Below are 19,866 nucleotides of genomic sequence, written 5' to 3'. Positions count from 1 at the left end.
GAAATGGCAGCTTCGAAAGCGACGCTCAAAGGGGATAGAACATCCACCCCTCAAAAAAAACTCAATGTCAGGGCTATCGACCCCGACTCAAAAGTATTCTTTTGCTCCGACGGGAATGAACATTACCTCGGGGCATGTTTTGTATCTGACGCCCTGACAGGCGCCAGCTCCTCGACCGTCGACAAGCTTCAGTCTGCCCTGAGCATGAACTTCGCGGCAGGCACCTACATTCAGATCGCAATGCTTGAAAGCCCCGATGTCGGCGAATACATCGATGCCTATTTGAACAGCAAGCCAGCGCTGAACCCGATTCTCAAGGCTCTCTCACGCCAGCACGCCAACCTGATTAACGGTGGCGTTGATAATCCGCTGGTTCAGCGGAGTGGTGTGATGCTGAATCGTCAGCGCGTCATCGTGACCGTGAAGTTCCCTTGCCGCACCGATAGCCCCGATGACGCAGACATCGCGGCGACGAAAGAATCGGCCGACCGGGTCACGGAAGCGCTCAAAGCAGCGTCGCTGAATCTGTTCCAGCTCGATGCAGTTGGCTATCTGGTGCTCATGCGAATCCTCACGAAGCTGTGGGATGCTCCTCGGTCGCACTACGATGAAGATCAACTGATCAAGGACCAGGTCTACTACCCTGGCGACTCCATCAACTACGATGACCCGTCGACCATCAATTTCAATGACGGCGCCCACTATGCGAAAGCGCTGAGTGTCAAACACTTCCCTCAGAAAACCAGCCTCGCAATCATGAACCACATGATCGGCGACCCGAACGGGCTTTCGAACCAGATCACCGACCCGTACTACATGGTGCTGACCATCCACTACCCTGACCAGGTCGTGAAGAAGGACGAAGTCAAGCAAACGTCCTCGATCATCAACCACCAGGTCTTTGGGCCCACAGCTCACCTGATACCCATCCTCAGCTACAAGAAAAAGGGCATCGACACCCTGGTTCATGAGATCGACGGCAAGGGTGCGATCATCGTTGAGGTGAACTTTACGATTTTCCTGTTCTCGCGTGACAAGCAGCGCCTGAACAAGTTGTCCGCGGGCCTGCAGGCTTACTACACCTCTCTGGCTTTCGAGCTCCGGGAAGACAGGCGCATCCTTGAAGCTCTCTGGAACAACCTGCTGCCACTCAATACGTCCAATGAAGGCGTCAAGAACCTCTATCGCTTCCATACGATGGCAGTGCGACATGCCTGTCAGTTCCTACCGATACTCGGCGAATGGACAGGTAGCGGCATGGGTGGGGCAATGCTGCTGCTCACGCGCCGTGGCCAGCCTGCTTTGGTTGATCTGTACGAGTCGAGTACCAACTACAGCGGGATCATTTTTGCTGAGGCCGGCGCTGGCAAGTCGTTCTTCACACAGAAAATCGCCGCCGACTACCTCGCTGCAGGCGCAAAATTGTGGGTGATCGACGCCGGCCGGAGTTACCTGAAGCTGTGCAAGATGGTTGGTGGCGAATTCATCGAGTTCAAGCCTGAGTCGGATGTATGCCTGAACCCGTTCACGCATGTTGAAGACTTGCACGAGGAAATGGACATCCTCAAAGCCACCATCGCCAAAATGGCCGCACCGGAGGACACGCTTAACGATTACCAGCTGTCCCGTGTCGAGCAGGCCATTACCAGTACCTGGGAGAAGTTCGGCAACGCCGCAAATATCACCGCTGTTGCAGACTGGTTCATCAATCAATCGGATGACGAAGAGTGCCGGCGCTTGGGCCGCCAGCTGTTCCCGTTTGCCGGTGGTCAGTACACCAAATGGTTCGATGGTGAGAACAACCTGGACATGAGCAACGCGTTCATCTGCATGGAGCTGAGCGATCTGAAGGGGCGCCCAGCTCTTCAGCAGGTGGTCCTCCTGCAGTTGATCTCGCGCATCAACCACGACATGTACAAGGCGCAGCTGGGTGAGCGAGGCCGGAAGAAAATCCTCATCGTCGATGAGGCCTGGGAGATGCTCGACGATCCAATGATGGCCAAGGCCATGGTTGCTGCTTACCGCAAAGCGCGGAAAGAAGATGGTGCGGTGCTGGTAGTAACGCAGGCTATTGGCGACGTCTATGCGTCGAAAAACACCGAGGCAATCGCCGCAAACTCGGCCTGGCAGTTCATCCTGCAGCAGAAGTCCGAATCGATCGACTCGGCCATCGACAGCAAGCAGTTCAAGATCGAACCTTACGGGGCTCACATGCTGAAGACGGTACACACCATGCCCGGCAAGTACAGCGAGATTATGGTCAAGCGTAGCGAAACCGATTGGGGCATCGTGCGCCTTGTTGTGGATGAGTTCCACAACGTGACGTTCTCCTCGAAAGGGGCAGCCCGCAACGAGATTCTTGATGATCTTGACCGTGGGGTCGATGCGGTAGAGGCAGTGAACAATTACATGGCCCGCCAGAGCTCTGCGGCGTAATCAGGCCAGCAAGCAGTCAGCACCTGCACCATCACCACCACTGCAATAAAAAGCCCGGCCATGCGCCGGGCTTTTTATTGCGGCAAACTGATACTGTTGTCGTAGTGCTACGTGTTATGCTTGCAAAAATAACTGCGCATTGAGCGCTACCTCTTTCCACCGCTACTAGGGAACGCCACGATGACTGATACAGCGAATAGCCAACAACAACAGCCAGGGGAGCAAATCCGCCCTGATGATGACCAGGTAAGGACTAAGCCAGCACAGGGTGGCAAAGCCCAGCAAGCACCTGCAGGGGTTTCCTTTCTGACATGCGCCTTCGTGGCTCTCGCTGTATCCGGCTTCACCAGCTTCATGGCTTATCACTTCGCCGGGCAGAACCTCAGTTCGGGAGCACAGGTAGTGCTGGTTGATGGCACCAAGCTCGCCAATGCGCAGATGAAGCGTACTCTCGATAAGGCCGGCTTAAGCCCTGAGCAAGCGCAAGCCGACGGCCTTGCATTCGTGACAGAACTTCAAAATGTACTGAAGGGGTACACAGATTCAGGGGTGCTGGTGATCAACTCATCGGTAGCCCTAAACGCACCCGCGGGGCTGAACGTTACCGGCCAGGTTGCACAGCACCTTGGCCTTGAGCTGGAGTGATCGCATGAACTCTAAAGCACTGGCGTCTCGACTGGTGTCCCCGCTCAAAACCCTTCGGACAGACAAAGCACGGCTTCGATTTCTTCGAAACTCGCTCATAGGTATCGCCGCTGCGTTCATCGTTGCAATTGCGGCCGTTACGACGTTTCGCCAGGACTACCGGATCGGTGTTGATCTTGCGTCAGTCCGTTGCCTGCCCTGGCGCCTGTACATGATCACTTATGGCCAGCCTGCTGACCTCAAACGGGGTGATTTCGTCGCATTCGTGCCGAAAGGCGGCCTCATGGGCGAGCACTTCGAAGGGAAGACCGTTGGAAAGATGGTCGCAGGCCTCCCGGGTGACAAGCTGGTCGTGAAGAACAACGTCGCCTACATCGGCGATCGACTGATCGGTGAGCTGGACCTTATCGAAAAGCTGGGCAAGAAGTCCGGCGATTTCGACCGTGTCATGACAGTACCGGCCGGCAAGATTCTGGTCATTGGGACTGAGCCAAGGAGCTATGACGGCCGCTACTGGGGCTTCCTAGATTCGAAGCTGATCATTGGCAAGGTAGGGCCCATCATCTGATGAAAGCTCCATTCGAACGACTCAAGCGTATGCGTACGCGTGAAGGATTACTAAAAAACATTCTAGTATCGGCGCTATTGTCTATCGCCGCCTTGCCCAGTGTTGTCTATGCGGATGTCGACAGCGGATCTCCGAGGTTCATCGAGCGCAAAGCTGAGGGGTGGTTTTTCTACAAAGATCCAAAAGAGACTGCACCGCCTCCGCCATTAATCCGTCAAGAGCCCAAAGCTCCCAGCGAAAAACCTGACTCCAAAGAACCGACAGTTCACCCGTTTTCTGTTTCGTGGCTGCGCGAAAACATGCCGAAGCTGTTGGACGCCGCGATCGACGACCCTAGCAAGGAAAACGTTGAGGCGTATCTCTACGCGCAGCGCGTGGCCATGGACAAGTCCCAGCGCTATGCAGAGATGACAACCCGTGTTGTGGCCGCCGATCCATTCCTGGACGAGAACAACCGAGTCCCTATCGCAACTTACACGAAACCATTCTTCCTGAGGAATGCTCAGGCCGGTGTAACTGAGGCACTAAAACATGTCGCGACCGTGGGCGGCTTGTGGGTTTTCTTCGATTCGAAGTGTGAATTCTGCCGACCTCAAGTGAACACCGTTCAGAAACTGGCCAAGGAGTATGGATTTGTCACGAAATTCATTTCCATGGATGGCAAACCTCTACCGAATGTAACGGAATTTGAGAAAAACACCGGGCAAGCGAGCATTCTGAACCTGCGCATCACGCCAACTACAGTTCTCGTTGTTCCTCCGAACAACTACTACATCGTATCGCAAGGGATGATGGCCCAAGACCAGCTCGCAGAGCGGATCATCATTGCAGCTGACAGCAACAATCTATTGCCGAAAGACATTGCACAGAAAATCAATACATATGATCGAGGCGTCTTGACCAACGAAGACACTCAAAAGGGTGCGAGTGATGATCCAAAGCAGTGGGTTAAATACCTGAAGGACAAACTGGAAGGCCGCTACGAAGGGGGGCAACAATAATGCGGAATATATTGAAACAGCTGGTATCGTTATTACTGGTGGCAACACTTACCATGGTTTCAGCACCTGCATCAGCTGGACTTGCTGATGCGCTTGACGGCATGTTCATGTCGAACAGCACCAGCGCGGGCGCCTTCACAAGCCAAAGCCGCGGCGGCATGGTAGGCGGTGGCGCAGCCCTTCGAAGCCCGGTTCGTAACATTAACCTGGTTGCTTTCGACCCGCCTCGATTCTCGGCCGGTTGCGGCGGGATTGATATGTTCGCGGGGTCATTCTCGTTCATCAACGCAGACGCCCTGGTTGCATTGTTCCGCCAAATCGCAGCGAACGCTGTTGGGGTTGCGTTCAAAGCCGCCATTGACGCTATCAACCCGGCTCTGGGCAAGCTGATGCAGGACTTCCAGAATAAGCTGCAAGCCCTGAACCAGATGATGAAGAACACATGCGCTGTGGCGAACTCCATCGTCAAGTCGTTCACAGATCCATCAGCTCGAAAAGAGATGGTTGACCAGGCATCGACGGCGGCCTCGGCAGCAACTGGCTCCTTCTCTGATCTGTTCGCTGGTTTGACAGATCTATTCAGCTCTCCGAACAGCAGTTCTGACAAAGGCACCAATGACGGAAGCTGCGAGGAGTGCGGCAACCCTGTTTGGAAAGCCCTTACCGACACCTCATCAGGCCAATACCTGGGTAACCCCGACACTGGCGAAGCTGACAGCAATCTCGCTAACGAAGTTGTGATGAGCATGATTGGCGCAGTAGTTATGACTGCGCCGGACAGCTCCTCGAAAAACTCTGACGGTTCTGAAAAGCCTAAGGTTGGTCAAATTTATAGCCCAACCTTGACACTGATGAATTTCAAAAACGGCTCAAGTTCCAACAGTACGCCGCTTAAACTCCTGCATTGCGACAACGGGTACGACCGCAACAAGTGCACTAGCATCAACCCCAATAAGACATTGAGCTTTGATGGCACCTTGGGCTACACCAACAAAATGCTGTTCGGCTACGCACAAGGCGCGACAAGTGGTACAGCTAGCACTTCGATTGTAGGCAAGCTTACAAACTGCACCAGTAACTCTTGCGACTTCACTGCAGCACAAAAACAGTTCATCAACTCTGTCAAAACACCTGCGCTTGCCTTGATTAGAAAGGTACAGCAATTCCCTGGGGCAATTCAGGGTGTTGCGGAACAAATGGCGCCAATCATCGCAAATGAACTGGCCCTGAAATATGGTGAGGCTGCTCTGTATGCAGCGAACCAGACATTCAACGGAGTTAAAGGCATCAAACCTGACTTTGTTGACCAGAACATTAACAAGCTCGTTCAGGAGCTCGCAGCCATCAGGGCGGAGGACGCAAACTTCCAACCAAGGGTTGTTGCTACCGAGCAGTGGATTAAGATGATTTTAACCAGCAACCCAGCGATCTTTGTTAAGCCGGGCCTCTAGGGATATATTATGGACTTCACTGTATTTGTACTAGGTGATGTTTCGACTTTTTACAATACGCTCAACAGCGTAGCGATGATATTCAACGCCAAGGGTTTCATGACTGGCGTGTACCTCGTTGGTGGGTTCATTGCGCTGATCTCAGGAATTATGTTTGTAATTCAGAAAGGCGCTTCGGAACAGTTCATCCCTGCAAACGGACCTGTGGGTGGCCTGTTTGGCTTCGCCATGATGGTTGCGTGTTGCACCATTAAGGCCGATGTGAAGATCGAGGATATCTACACAGGGACGGTCAACAAGGTTGATAACGTCCCCCTTGTAATCGCGGCACCAGCCAGCTTGTTCACAACGACAATGTACGGACTGTTTGAAAAAATCAACACAGCCTACCAAAGCACCTCAGGGAGTTACATGGCCGTCACTCAGAATGGCTTTGTCACTCCGTTGAAACTGCTTCTTACACTGCGCAAGGGTGTGGAGAATGTTGACCCGTACCTTGTGGCCAGCTTGAAACAATACATTATCGACTGTGTTCCTGGCTCAACGACATTCAGCATTGCGGATTTCCAAAAATCCACAAATATTGTTTCTTATGTATTAGGCCATTCCCGCGGCACGGGCCTTACCACCTATTGGGATAACGTCAATATTGGAGGCTCCGCTCTTTCTTGCCAGGAAGCACAGACCAAGATAGCACTCAAGGTTGATGCGTTCCCATCCTCCGCAGCCGCGAAACAAATGATCAATGCCGGCATGAAGGTTAAGAGCCCTTCGGGCAGTGCTTACACGCCTGACGATGTTAGTGCTGCAATTACCAACCTGGTGCCTTCGCTGTGGTCTGCCGCTCAAAGCGCTGATGATTTCATGGTGAACGCGCTGTTCTACAACTCTGTAGTAGGGACATACAACTGTCTAGATAGCGTTTCCGATCAAAACAGCTTCAATCTTTGTATGACATCGTTGACTCAGCAAGACGAGCAGTTCCGCTCCGATGCTGCGGCGTCTGGCAGTTTCTTTGCAAAGATCATGACACCGACAATGGTCTTCCTTCAGATTCTCTTCTTCGGCTTCGCGCCCATCGTCATCATTTACAGCCTGTTTAAAGGGGCTGGATCGCTGATGATGTATGTAAAGTTTCTGGGGTTCGGGATATGGACTACTTCCTGGCTGCCATTTTCCGCTGTGATTCAGATGTACATCCAAAACGATGTCGCAGAGAAACTGACTGAGTTCACAGAAGCTGGCCTAGTACCGAGCAACATGAAGGCGGTCTATTACGATGTTCTTGCAACTAGGCTGGGTATCGCATCGGATATGCTGGCCGCCACACCACTCATTTCTGCAGCAATGCTTGGCTTGACTGCTTACGGCATGGTAAGCCTTGCCAGCCGCTGGTCGGGGCGCGACCACAATGACGAGAAACTTCAGTCTCCTGATCTTGTAAAAAATGGGGCACATGTCGATGTGGCAAGCCGTAACCAGTACCAGTCAGAACATTCCGGCAGTGTAAATAACGGTCTGTCACTCAATGGCGCCAACTGGAACACGGCGGATCTAAAAAACACGCTAAGCACTTCCACCCAGAGTGCCTTCGGTTCCGACCATTCTAAGCGCAGCGAGAGCTCCTCAGCTGTCGAGGCCTCACTGCGCCAAATGTCCTCCTACAAATCCGGTGACAGCTGGACAGATCAGCGCATGCAATCGCTCGATCGCCAGCACAGCAATATTTCCCAGCAGGCGATGAAGCTGGGGGATAGCATTGGTCAGGCCTTGGGGTTCACTGGGAAGGAGATGAATTCCTTCAAAGAGGCGTTCGACGCGAAGGTGGGTTTCAGCGGTATCTTCGGCGGTGTTTCTGCTGGCATTCAGAACGCCACTGGGAAAGATATGACCAAGTCTCAGGCCTCAACCATTGCATCCCAGTTTGGTTCAGAGATCTCCAAAAATGAAAGTGACATGTCCGGGTGGAAGGCCTCAGTTGCTGATACGTTCTCTCATAGCACTGGCAGAGAAGCCGCAACTGAAAACGCCTTGGGTCGACGTCTGAGTGCAACCACCGCCGACACCCAATCGTCGTTCAATCGCTTCCAGCAAGCTACATCAGCGGAGGCCGGCGTTTCCGCAAACGCGAAGATCAGTGAGGAGACCACCGGCGGGAATCTCACCCGATCGCAGCAGGGGATGCAGGCGCTCAATCAGGCAATCGCCGGGCTCAGCGATTCGCAGCGCAGTGAATTCAACAAGAAATTCCCCGAGCTTGAAACCCGCTATGCCCAGCAATCCACTGGCATGGTTGGCGCTCGTGAGTCAGCCCAGCTGTGGGCCCTCAAGTCCATTGGGGCGGACACAGAGTTCGCGAATGTCATTTCGGCTATGACTGGAAACGTTGTGGGTGGGCCGAGCGAAGGTGATGCGGCCAAATTCCAAGGCGTAGGTGGGCGAGCAGCCCAGGTCAGTGACAACCCAGCCGGTCAGGTTTCTCGCGCTAACATCGGCAACCCGTCGACCAATGTTCCCGGGGTCAATCCGAATCAGGTCGGCCCTACTGGTGCTCCACAACCACAAGAGCTCAGGGAAGTCGCATCTGGAATGGATCCATACCGTTCCTACGAGGACCGCGAGACCTATGTATCGTCGCAAATGCCAAGCAGCCATGCCAAAGCTCAAGAGCAGATGCGGGCGGGTAAAACAGCACTCGAAAATGCGGACACTACCCTTTCCCCTGAGCAGATCCGCGACACAATGTCGGTCAAGCCAATCACGAACACCATGGTCGGCGTAGGCCAGGCCGAGCAGCAATGGGAGCAAGAAAACCCTAAAACTGCGATGGCCGTTACGGCAGCGACTATGTTTGTGCCAGGCGCAGGATGGGGTGGAGCAGCTATCAAAGGGACTCAAGCGACAAGAGCGGTTCTGGCAGCACGCAGCGCTGAAACTGCCTTGAAAGCAGCTGAAGCCGGTACCGAAGTTGCTCAGGCTGCACGCGTGGTCAATGCAGCTGGGCACGAGGTACCTGCGCTGCTTCGTGGCCAAGGCCAGGCTTCGCGGGTCGTGAACGCCGAACATGTGGCAGAAGCTGCTGAAACTGCGAAAGCCGCTGCAGCTACTGCGAAGACTGCTGGCCGCGAGGCCGCAGCCGCCACCAAGCTTGCTGGCAACGTTTCGGTTGTTCCAGGGATGATGATCGCTTCCGATCACATGGCAGACAACTACAATGCTGATGTGGCCGCCAACGGCAAGCCTGAGCGCTTTGAGCCCGGCTCAAGTGTGCGCTCAATGCTCCAGAGTGATGGCGCCACACCTGGCCCTCAAGCACAGAGTGGTCAGCCGCTTGTGACCCCAATGCCGGCGCGCGCCGACGCTCTTGCTCCCCTGGGCGGACACGCAGGCAACTTGATGGCTGCCCCGGGCGAAAATACGCAAGCTGCAGCCCATGGCCAGCCACTGGTCACACCAATTAATGCAAACGCTGAAGCGCCTGCCCCAGCACCAGCTCCAATACGACAGGAGGCGCCCCATGCACAGAGCAGTCAGCCTGTAGCAGCGGCAGCGCTCGCCGGGGGGGAGGGCAACGCACCGATCCGCCAAGACGCTGCACCTGTTCAAGCCAGCCAGCCCGTGGCGGCCGCAGCGCTGACCAGCGCCGAGGCACAGGCACCAATCCGTCAGGACGCTGCACCTGTACAAGCCAGCCAGCCCGTCGCGGCCGCAGCGCTGACCGGCGTCGAGGCTGCACCGATCACAGGTCACGCAGGGGAGCTTAGAGCGGCCCCAGGTGAGGGGCTCATGACCGCGGGGACTAGTCAGAACCTGATGGAGCCCATTGGTCACGCGTCCACCGCCGCTCACACCGGTCAACTCCATATGGGTTCGCAACCAGCCATGGCCGAGTCCCACACTGAACTACAAGCGGGCGAAATGATGACGGCATCGGGTGCTGGTTTGATGACTGCTGGTGCCCAATCGCAGGCTAGCGCTGGGCTCTCAGCAGGTGAGCCACAACTGTCCGGCTCAGATAATGGGTCAGGTAGCCCATACGGTGAAGGCATGATGGGAGCTGCGGATGCTTACGAGTCGCCGTTCAGTGGAGGAGGGAAGCCGGCACCCGTTACGCGAGTGATGACCCTGGAAAACACCGTTGTTACCCCGGAAGACAAGGGTGATGACGACGCCAAGCCGCCGACGACGAGAGGGGGCAAAAGCTAACTACAGCTGAAAAAGAAAGCCCGACTATGCCGGGCTTTCTTTTTTGTAACGCTGCCCGCCTTCGGACTGTACAGCTCTTCTTTGTAGATAGGATCCCTGGCACCGGGCTGGCCGCCAAAATGCAAAACCCCCGTGGGTACGGGGGTTTCCTGTTTTGACAATCTTTCCTGGCAGAACCAACCGTGGGCTGGGTTATTGCTCCAGCATCACCTTGGAAATCATGCCGTTGGCCAGGTTCATGTAGAGCGCACTATCGCCGGAAACATCGTCAGGTGTGATCACGTACTTCCCATTGATGACCATGGAAGGTGTGGCATCAACTCCATATGTGAGGAGCTTGGCAAAAGCCTTCTCCAGCCGCTGCTGAGTGACGTTGTGCCAGGCTTCGTTGAACCCCTGAACGTTCGAGATCGCTACAGCTTTCGTCCATGTATCAGGGCTCTCCATCGGCATGCCATTCTGCTGGATCAACGTATAGGCCGCCGACATGAATGCGTCGAGTCGGGCTGGATCTGCATCCTGGACAGCAAAAAATGCACGAGCAGCAATGTAATTGGCTTTGTCGGGGACCGCTACGGGAAGGAACTCAGCGGACCAGCCAGGCGGCATCGTTTTGGCCCACCGAGCCAAGGTCTGATCGTATGAAGCACAGACTGGACACGCAAAGGAAAAGAACACGATGACCTTGTGACTGTCTTCAGCCTGGGCCGCAACCTCTCTATACGGCAGCGACGGCAGCGACTCCTGTGCTAAGGAGAGGACTGGAGTTGCCAGCAGGGCTGCCATAGCCATCCGCGCAATAAACTTCTTCATATAAACTTTCCTTGCTGATGAGGTTCTGCTCGATGAGCATGTCGAAGATTGACTCTTGATTTCGCTCAGTGCGCCACAGCTCGACAGTATCCTTCAGTGCCCTGAAGTTGATTTTCCGGGTCGCGGCCAACTCATTCAAAAATTCCACCGCCCCCTCGGTGTAACCAAGAGCGTTCACCACGTCATCTTGTGACACAAGCGCCAGATCAATGAGGGCTTGCCCGAACTTTTTGACCTTGCCTTCAATCGTACACCGCAGCTGAAGTTCAGCTGCCTGATTTGCCTGCGTAAAGGTAATGAGGCCCTGAGCGATTAGAACATCACCGATGCGCCTAACCGCTGGCTTCACAGAATCATCTTTAATTAAGGTCCGTACCCGTCCCAAGGTTGTCAAGCCATCAGTTACCATCCGCACAGCGGATTGGCCTAATGTGTCGAATTGGCTCTGCCGTGCAGCAGCGTTCAACACAGCCATCTCTCCACCGCCACCGATAATGGCTGCACGCACTGATCTGTCTGATCTAATAAGCTCAATGATGGGGCATTTACCTGAAAACGAATCTTTCGAAGGCGCAAATGGAATATTGCCTGTGACAGGCGGCAGCCCATTCTTTTTCAACCACATGCGCTCTACGTCATTAATAGGTAGCCATTCGTGTTCTATATCAGTCCGAAGAGTCTGCACAAGTCGCTGAGCAATCACACCAATGAGTACAGACGCAAGTGTTTGGGCATCGACCCCAAGATCAACGATGCGAGGTACAGCTTGTGCTGCACTATTGGAGTGCAATGTGGCAAAGACCAAGTGGCCGGTGTTTGCAGCCTGAATGGCAATCTGTGCGGTTTCCTGGTCACGAATCTCACCAATCAGAATAACGTCCGGATCCTGACGCAACAGGGCCCGTAGACCCAATGCGAAACTGAGCTGGGGCGTTACGTTGATTTGGACAAAGCCCTTAACTACATACTCAACCGGATGCTCGATAGTACAGATGTTGAGCGTACCGTCGTTGATGGCATTGAGTGCTGCGTACAGTGTCGTGGTTTTACCTGAGCCGGTTGGGCCGGTGACAAGGATCAGCCCTTGAGGTTCGTTGATCATCTCGCGGAATGCGTGCTCGACCAGAGGCGGCATTCGAATTCGGTCAAGGCTCATCGACGCGTTTTCTTGGTCGAGCAACCGGCATACGATTTTTTGCCCATTGTGACTTGGAACCAAGCTCACACGGACCTCCAACTCCAGTCCCGGGTATCGCAATCCGATACGACCATCGAGGGGGATTTGATGCTGCGAGAGGTCCATGGTGGCCCGCGATCGAATTTTCGTATCGATCATTTTTCCCATAGCAGGCTCTACGGTTTCAAAATGCCTCAGCTGACCGTCTTGCCGTAGCTGAATATGCACGTGACCTTGAACCCACTGGAAGTGAATGTCCGGGACTTTATTCTCGGCGGCCATCCTGAACAAGTCGTTCAAATAGGTTGCCGCCGGTTTATCTGCCGGGGAGTTGTAAATAAAAAGATCTGGTTCCTTTGCCACAGTCAGCTCCTATTTAGCCTGGCCGGTAGTGCAGTTGAGTTCTGGGCCATAGAACAAGCGCGAAATGAAACTTTGCACGGATTTATCAGCCGCAATGCTCCAAATCAACAAGTCAATACGCGAATCTGTACTAAGGTAGTTCGTACCTGCCCAACGAACTGCATCAAAAACAACTCGGACCGGTAAAGCGCCACGCTCGACGCGTTCACACGGTTCCTCCGGGGATACCGTGTACAAAATCCAGCCAAATAGAAGAACAGCAAAAAAACTGCTGAATAGCTGTTTCATTTACAAACCACCGTAGTTATTCATGACTTTCTGAATGTAAATCCGCTGACTTTTCTCATTAGGGCTGTTGTATGCGCCAACCGCTTTCCAAACATGGCCGTGTGAAGCGATGTTACTTGCTAGGATCCAGGCGCCGACATTCGCGCTAACACAGCGATCTAACAGCTCCTTCTCACCAATACCGTATTTCGATAGCTTTGGAAGCCAAGAGGAATTGATCTGCATCAATCCGATATCCCAGGTCCCATCGCTATTTTTTTGGCTCACTACGTCTGCTTTGCCCGGTCGGTTCTCGGTGACCTGAATGGCGCGGAGTAGCTTCTCGCTGACCCTATATCGCGCAGCCGCCTCGGCGAAGCAGTCCGCGTGGGAGGTCGTAGGAAGCCAGGCCAATGCACCTATCAGGAGAAAAGGGAGGGATAGTTTTTTCATGCGCTAGAGAATACATTACGCGTACCAATAAACAAGGTGTATCCGCTAATGCATTCACTGAATCGACTGCCGATCCTGTTGGCGCTCCCTCTAGCGTTCGTGAGCCTCACCTGTGCTGCAAGCAGCGCCCAAGACACGTCAGCAGCTGCATACTTCAGCAACGAAGCAGCAGCAGGGGGCGCCGACCTCCCAGACATCTCCACTGCTATGAAGGGCCTCCTTTCAACCGCCCGGGAGGGTGGCGAAGTACTTCGGACTTGGGCAGCCTACAAAGCTGGGGACAAAGCTGCACTGCCGAAGCTCTTCGAGCTCGCCCAAGGCGGGAATAGCCGAGCACAGAACGTAGTGGGCTATCTGCTGGATCACGGTGAAGGGGTCAAAAAAGACAGCGCCGCCGCTGCAGCATATTTCTCTGCCGCCAGCTCTGACTACCCCCTTGCTCGGTACAACCTGGCAGTACTTACTTTGCTTGGCCGCGGTGTACCGAAGGACGAGACCAAGGCGATGGAGATGTTTGAGTCGTCAGTAAAGGACGCGTCTGTCGATCTTGCAGCTGTCCGCCTGTCGCTCTACTACCTCAACAAAGGCGACCATGACAAAGCCTGGACATGGGCAAATGAGGGCGCCAACCGTGGCAACGTGACAGCCTACTACCTACTTGGGCGGATGCTCTACGAACGCGGGGGGTACCAAGAGGCATACAACTGGCTGACGAAGGCAGCGCAAGCAAGCGAACCGAATGCACCCGCCATCCTCTCTGCGATGTACAAAAATGGCCAGGGGATGAATCAAAACGTGAAGATGGCCGCATCCTGGTGGATGATCTACGTCGGTCTGAACAAGGGAAAACCGGGCATGAACTCAGCGGGAATGTCGTCCTTCGGACTGACCGCCAAAGAACAGAATGACGCAACCAGCTTCGCAACCAACTGGCTATTGACACACAAACACATGAAGCGTCCTGACTACGACGCCACGCTGCTCCAGGCCAACAGAAACGACAAGTCGTGAGTCCATACGTACAGAGCTGTAGATAGCAGACCTAGCCCCACTATCGGCCACGAGATGAGGGCTATCCGCCAGTCTGCCCTCGATGGCCAGCAGTGCAAGACAATGGGACCTGCGAGAATCCACCAGGCCAGGTCCTCAAAAGCCAGTCCCCCTACCTGATTCGTGGTGCGCCATGAGGCGAGCGCATAGAGGACTGGCAGAGCTAACAAGGGTGCAAGAGCGGTAGCCCAAGCATTCGCCCATGTCAGGCGCTCGAACTCCACGGACCCAAGGATAATTTGATTTCCTTCTCGCCGAGGTATCAGGGTCATTCCAATGGGCCTAGCCCTTGTGAGGTAGCCCACCGCGAAATGGAAGAGTTCATGGCTGAAAACACCAACCGCCCTGAGCAGAGACGCTGCAAGGGATCGAGGTGGCAGCATTCGCACGACAAATGCCATCACAAGCATTGGCACCAGGTAACCCCCAGGGCTTGCCAGCAAAAAATTCTCCAGAGCACTGTATCGCTCCATAACCATCCATCATCCCTCGCGCTAATGAAATCCCATGAAAAGCGCTTTCAATACTGACAGTATTATGCTTATGTGTCATGCGCAGACGATGTACGCAACCATGTGTCATGCGATCGGCGTTTCTAAATTTCGACAATGCTCAGGCCGATCTGACATTGAATCAAGTGCGGTACATGAAGAGGCCAAGCAATCTCAACCGGGCCGTGGGCAGGGGTAGCGAATTGGTACGAGATGGCCTGTTGGGTCCGCATTGTCGCAGTCATGCTGGAAAGGAAGTCCTCACCATCCAGCATCCGATAGCAAGGTGAATGGGATGAAAAAAGGAAAACAACGGGTGCTAACTCTGGCGGGGTTATTGGCCGTAGCCGTTGGTGCTTTAGCCGACCCGCACTCGGAAGGTACCGAACTTGGAAAATCAACTTTAGGTAAACTCTCCTCTAATGTGACTTCAGCTAACGCTAAATCGATGCCTTTTTACACTGACACACCATCGCAATCCTCTCAATTTGGCAGCAGCTCACTTTTCACTGTTGGTACAAGCCGCATCAATAGTTGTAAAACTGAAGCTGACGGCCCTGATGCGATCGCGAATCAAGAGTGTGATGCAGTAAACTTCCTAGCAAAGAACCCATATGAACGCGTTAAAGTTGATGTCGACGAAAATGATCCGATAATCAGTGGCATTGGCGAAATCATCAATAATGCAAAACCCGATGAGATCACTGAGAGCTGCGGCACGAAGACGACTACTACGCCAGACATTTACTCAACAGAAGTGTGCAACGAGTACAACCTCAGCGATCAAAAAATCTGTTCAATGGGCCAGGTTGTGGACGTTGACACAAAGGCCAACTTCCAATGCAATGTCACCCAGAACGCACTAGAAACGGTATCGTGCGACAAGTACCTTGTGCTGTCCTGCCAACCCCCAATCGCAGGCTGCACAGGATCAGGCATCGCCGTAAACTCCGCAACGATCAGTAATGGCGCCTATCAGTTTACTCTGGTCGGCTCTGCCCTGACGATCGTCAATAACGTCACGGCCATCAATGAAGTGACAGAAGCAGACTTTAACTTTTCCATCGCAGGGCTTGACCGTGTCGATGAGTTCTTCATCAACGCCATACATTCCGACAACTATGTAGGCATTGCAGTCAATGGCATCTTTATTGGTGTACACGGCCGTGCATTTGGAGGCTGGAACGCGAATGCCACTAAGCTGGTTCAAGACACCAATTACAGCCCTCCTCATGCTCGGTGGAGTGACAATCCCGCCGACCACTACAAAGCAGAGACTGGCAATAATCTCAAAACAAGCGAGCATATCGACTTGATTCCATATTTGCGAGAAGGCTCGAACGTTATAAATATTAAAGTTCTCAATGGTAAAGGCCCAGGCTATGGGATGGTTTATATCACAGCGCACCAACAGTGCCCTCCAGAATGCGAGGAAACTTGGGTTGATCAGTGCTCATCGTATGAACAACGTTCGCTATAAACCCTCACCACTGAACTACCCCGCGTATCAGCGCATGTAACCCGACCAAACGTATGCTTATGAATCAGAAGCCCGCAGATCATCTGAACTGAGGGCTTCTTTGAGCGTAACCGGCGCCAGATCACTTGCGGATACGTTCCCGATGGCTAGTGGCGTTCAGCCGGCCTCCAATCTGCCAGATTGATTTCGATACCAAAGTGCCTTACATTTACGTGTAAAATACTGTCAGTATCCGGGAAGCCGAAATGCATTTCAGAGCCAAGCTGTTGTCCCTGTGCACCTCCTTCATCGTCCTCGCCGCCGCCCCATTCGCAGCGCACGCCGACACCTCAAAAGAAATTCTGATCGAAGCTGTGAAATCCGGACATGCATCCGCTGAGCTAACCGGTGACCAGGCTGACGTCTGGATGGCTCAAACCCATTCCCGTGAACCGATCATGGTGGAAGCCAAAGTCGTAGAGCAGTTGAAGCAGCCAGGCTGTGCTCGCGTAGCCATTCAGTTCACCCAGCAGATGGTACCGAAAGTCAATGGGGGGTCCGGACCACTTGAAGTTGGCTGGGGGATGAACGTCTGTGAGGACGGAGCGCCACCGGCAGACCCGAGTTTGTTCACTCAAGAACCGCAATCGGCGACCAAGGTCAACAAGGTCCAGTCCAAATGAAATCCAGAATCAATGGCCTGCTGACCTTGGCCGCGGCTCTCGTGCTGTCAACCACAGTTGTGGCTGATCCACACTCTGAGGGGACAGAGCTCGGCAAGGCAAACCTCAGTAAACTTTCCTCCAACGTGAGCTCATCCAATGCGAAGGCGATGCCTTTCTACACAGACACGCCATCGCAGTCTTCACAGTTCGGCAGCACATCACTATTCAACGTCGGTACCGCACGGATAAACACGTGCAAGACAGAGCCAGACGGCCCCGACCAGATCGCGAACCAAGAATGCGATGCTGTCAACTTCTTGGCAAAGAATCCCTACGAACGAGTCAAAGTTGATGTCGACGAGAACGACCCGATCATCAGCGGGATCGGTGAAATCATCAACAATGCCAAGCCAGGCGATATCACTGAAAACTGCGGTACCAAAACCACAACCACCCCGGACATCTACTCGACGGAGGTATGCAACGAGTACAACTTGAGCGAAGCAAAATATTGCTCAATGGGTCAAGTCGTTGATGTCGACACAAAGGCAAATTTTCAGTGCAATGTGACACACAACGCTATCGAGAACGTCACGTGTGACCGTTACCTCACCATGGCCTGCGAGCCGCCTATTGTAGGATGCGACAACGGAGGTATTGTGCCAGGAACCACACAATCCGACATGTACACTTCCTGGAAGCTGGCCAACTCTAACGGTACCTATGCGCTTCAGTTCGGCTCCATCGGTGACAACTACTGGCGCGATGGTATTTATCCGCGTTCGCTTGAGTTCGAAGTCAAAGACCCGACAATGCTCACCGAGTTTACGCTCGCATCCGTGTACTACGACGACTACATCCTGATCAAAATCAACGGTACTTATTTGTTCAGTGGTCCTTATGGCGGTACTGAGCTGTCCCTTTTCAGCAACGGCAAAGTTAACATCGGTGATGGAGTACAGCGCAACCGGGAGCTTGGTAAAAGCTGGGGGGCGAAACCAAACATCAATCTGATTCCTTACCTGGTGGCTGGTGTCAACAAGCTTGAAACGATCACAGCTGTAGGTGGCGGAGGCGAAACTTACATCACAATGTACGCTCGGATGCTGTGCAACGGCCCCTGCACCGAAACATGGACTGATCAATGTAGCGCGCTGAATGCTCGCGCTCAGTAGGGGTTATAACGGATGAGTATTAGAAACGTTTGGAAGAAACTGATTCCGCTAATGGTGTTAGTTTTTTTTGCAACCTTCTCCCATGCGGCTGACTGCCGTAAAACAGGGGAAACATGCGTAGAGGGCGCCGAAACCCGAAATATTGCGGGCAACTTAATCTACAAGGCTTGTTGGCGATATAGATCTACATACGAATGCGTGAAGCCTGACTCTGTTGATTATTGTGCCGCCATTTCGAAGGTCGCTGGCTGTTATCAAACCTCAACATCCTGCATTTCCACCGCTTGGAACGGCACGTGCCTGGTCGAGCAGCGAACTTATCGTTGCGACAATCCGGCCACACCAAAGCCGTCCGACACCATACAGTTGGACGACACCCATACGATTATCCGCGACGAGCTCGACACCAGCCAGTGCGACCCACTCGCTACAAACCCGCTGTGCTATATCGCGTCGCACACGTGCGTTGAGGGACCGGAAACCCGGGTCATCAACGGGTTGCCGGTCTATAAGGCATGCTGGAAATACAAGGACGACTATTCCTGCATCAACCCTGACAAAAAGAACGACTGCCAGCAATACGAGGACAAGGGCTGTAAGAAAATCGTCCAGACGTGCATCGAGAGTACCGATCCGATCGGCTGCGTTATGTCCCAGATCACCTATAGTTGTATTACCAAAAAGGGTGAGACGACCACCACCGAGGATTGCAGCACGAAAGTCTCCTGCTACGAGGGTGTCTGCTGGGACACCAGCTATCCATCTGATAGCGATTTCGCCAAAGCTGTTGCAGCTAAAGAGGCAGCTCGTGAAGCCGGTGTGTATGGTTCGGACGGCGAACTGTTTGGCGGTGAAGATGAATCCTGCCGAAAAGGGTACGGTGGTATTAAAAACTGCTGCGGTAAAAGTAGCGGAGCTGAAACCAACTTCTCCATTATGGGCCAGGCAGTCTCTACTGTCGGAGGAGGCCTAGCTAGCTATGGCTCGAAATACATGTATGACTTTGCGTACAACAACGTCGAGTGGGTAAAACAAGGTGCTTCTGCTTTGGGGGCGGCGGCGCCATCTGCGCCAACACTTAGCTTCAGTGTCTACGGCTTGAGCTATGCCGTCGGTGGAACCATCCCTGCCACAGGTATGCTTGGTGGCCCTGTTTATGGCCTTGGCGGCGGCTTTTACTTCGACCCGTACAGCTTTGCGATTGCTGTCGCAATTCAAGTAGTAATGGAGCTCAAGTCCTGCGAGCCAGAGGAGCAGCAACTTGGGATGCATCGTGGCGCAAACCTGTGTCACCTGGTCGGTAGCTACTGCTCTAAAAAAGTCTTTGGTGCATGCCTCGAAACCACTGAGGCGTACTGCTGCTACAACTCTGTGCTTGCAAAAATCATCAACGAACAGGGCAAGCCACAGATAGGGAAGGGCTGGGGAACACCCGAAAGCCCTAGTTGTGGCGGATTTACAGTGGAGGAGTTCCAGCAAATTGACTTCTCAGCACTCGACCTCTCCGAGTTCGTAGATGATGTCATGAATGCAACCGTTCTTCCTGAGGTCAAAAACATTCAGGATGACATCTCACAAAAAGCCAGCGACAACACATACAACTAAAACGGAAACCCTCTAGAGCCCCGCAAATTAGCGGGGCTTTT

The 19,866-nt window shown here is 53.5% G+C and carries 15 protein-coding genes; 11 read left to right on the top strand and 4 right to left on the bottom strand.

The window, feature by feature from the left end:
- Positions 1 to 3: 3 nt before the first annotated feature.
- From traC to LMH93_RS28115, 6 genes are all read left to right on the top strand, one after another.
- On the top strand, positions 4 to 2,436 hold the full coding sequence (traC, locus tag LMH93_RS28140) for a type IV secretion system protein TraC (RefSeq protein WP_054893906.1): 2,433 nt from the start codon (positions 4 to 6) through the stop codon (positions 2,434 to 2,436).
- A 180-nt stretch (positions 2,437 to 2,616) separates the two neighbouring features.
- Positions 2,617 to 3,081, top strand: coding sequence for a hypothetical protein (locus LMH93_RS28135; RefSeq protein ID WP_023383792.1), 465 nt, complete (start codon positions 2,617 to 2,619; stop codon positions 3,079 to 3,081).
- Positions 3,082 to 3,085: 4 nt separating this feature from the next.
- A complete protein-coding gene (locus tag LMH93_RS28130) occupies positions 3,086 to 3,649 on the top strand; it encodes a S26 family signal peptidase (RefSeq protein WP_041925802.1) in 564 nt (187 codons plus the stop codon).
- 29 nt (positions 3,650 to 3,678) lie between these two features.
- Complete coding sequence (traF, locus tag LMH93_RS28125; protein WP_082412208.1) at positions 3,679 to 4,650, top strand: conjugal transfer protein TraF; 972 nt, start codon at positions 3,679 to 3,681, stop codon at positions 4,648 to 4,650.
- Between the two features lie 11 nt (positions 4,651 to 4,661).
- Positions 4,662 to 6,101: a conjugal transfer protein TraH gene (locus tag LMH93_RS28120; protein WP_224459420.1), complete on the top strand. Its 1,440-nt coding sequence runs from the start codon at positions 4,662 to 4,664 to the stop codon at positions 6,099 to 6,101.
- A gap of 9 nt (positions 6,102 to 6,110) precedes the next feature.
- On the top strand, positions 6,111 to 10,307 hold the full coding sequence (locus LMH93_RS28115) for a conjugal transfer protein TraG N-terminal domain-containing protein (RefSeq protein WP_023383796.1): 4,197 nt from the start codon (positions 6,111 to 6,113) through the stop codon (positions 10,305 to 10,307).
- Between the two features lie 192 nt (positions 10,308 to 10,499).
- On the opposite strand, the gene LMH93_RS28110 is transcribed toward LMH93_RS28115, so the two are convergent.
- From LMH93_RS28110 to LMH93_RS28095, 4 genes are read right to left on the bottom strand one after another with little or no spacing between them, the layout of a single operon-like run.
- On the bottom strand, positions 10,500 to 11,120 hold the full coding sequence (locus tag LMH93_RS28110) for a thiol:disulfide interchange protein DsbA/DsbL (RefSeq protein WP_224459421.1): 621 nt from the start codon (positions 11,118 to 11,120) through the stop codon (positions 10,500 to 10,502).
- Positions 11,026 to 12,660, bottom strand: coding sequence for a GspE/PulE family protein (locus LMH93_RS28105; RefSeq protein WP_023383798.1), 1,635 nt, complete (start codon positions 12,658 to 12,660; stop codon positions 11,026 to 11,028). The genes LMH93_RS28110 and LMH93_RS28105 overlap by 95 nt, the downstream gene beginning before the upstream one ends.
- Positions 12,661 to 12,669: 9 nt before the next feature.
- On the bottom strand, positions 12,670 to 12,948 hold the full coding sequence (locus LMH93_RS28100) for a hypothetical protein (RefSeq protein ID WP_023383799.1): 279 nt from the start codon (positions 12,946 to 12,948) through the stop codon (positions 12,670 to 12,672).
- Positions 12,949 to 13,380: a lytic transglycosylase domain-containing protein gene (locus LMH93_RS28095; protein ID WP_023383800.1), complete on the bottom strand. Its 432-nt coding sequence runs from the start codon at positions 13,378 to 13,380 to the stop codon at positions 12,949 to 12,951.
- Positions 13,381 to 13,428: 48 nt separating this feature from the next.
- On the opposite strand from LMH93_RS28095, the gene LMH93_RS28090 reads away from it, so the two are divergent.
- From LMH93_RS28090 to LMH93_RS28070, 5 genes are all read left to right on the top strand, one after another.
- A complete protein-coding gene (locus LMH93_RS28090; protein WP_023383801.1) occupies positions 13,429 to 14,391 on the top strand; it encodes a tetratricopeptide repeat protein in 963 nt (320 codons plus the stop codon).
- A gap of 825 nt (positions 14,392 to 15,216) precedes the next feature.
- Complete coding sequence (locus LMH93_RS28085; RefSeq protein ID WP_175442732.1) at positions 15,217 to 16,401, top strand: hypothetical protein; 1,185 nt, start codon at positions 15,217 to 15,219, stop codon at positions 16,399 to 16,401.
- A gap of 245 nt (positions 16,402 to 16,646) precedes the next feature.
- Positions 16,647 to 17,063: a hypothetical protein gene (locus LMH93_RS28080; RefSeq protein WP_023383803.1), complete on the top strand. Its 417-nt coding sequence runs from the start codon at positions 16,647 to 16,649 to the stop codon at positions 17,061 to 17,063.
- The gene (locus LMH93_RS28075) at positions 17,060 to 18,220 is read left to right on the top strand and encodes a hypothetical protein (RefSeq protein ID WP_041925803.1); all 1,161 of its coding nucleotides are present in this window, start codon (positions 17,060 to 17,062) and stop codon (positions 18,218 to 18,220) included. The genes LMH93_RS28080 and LMH93_RS28075 overlap by 4 nt, the downstream gene beginning before the upstream one ends.
- Before the next feature lie 12 nt (positions 18,221 to 18,232).
- Positions 18,233 to 19,825 (top strand): conjugal transfer protein TraN, encoded by a 1,593-nt coding sequence (locus LMH93_RS28070; RefSeq protein ID WP_217989949.1) that lies wholly within the window; start codon positions 18,233 to 18,235, stop codon positions 19,823 to 19,825.
- Positions 19,826 to 19,866 lie beyond the last annotated feature (41 nt).

This window comes from Pseudomonas sp. CIP-10 (assembly GCF_020911845.1).
Classification (GTDB): Bacteria; Pseudomonadota; Gammaproteobacteria; order Pseudomonadales; family Pseudomonadaceae; genus Aquipseudomonas; species Aquipseudomonas alloputida.
The sequence above is the reverse complement of the archived record's forward strand: the minus strand, read 5'-3'. Positions and strand labels throughout refer to the sequence as shown.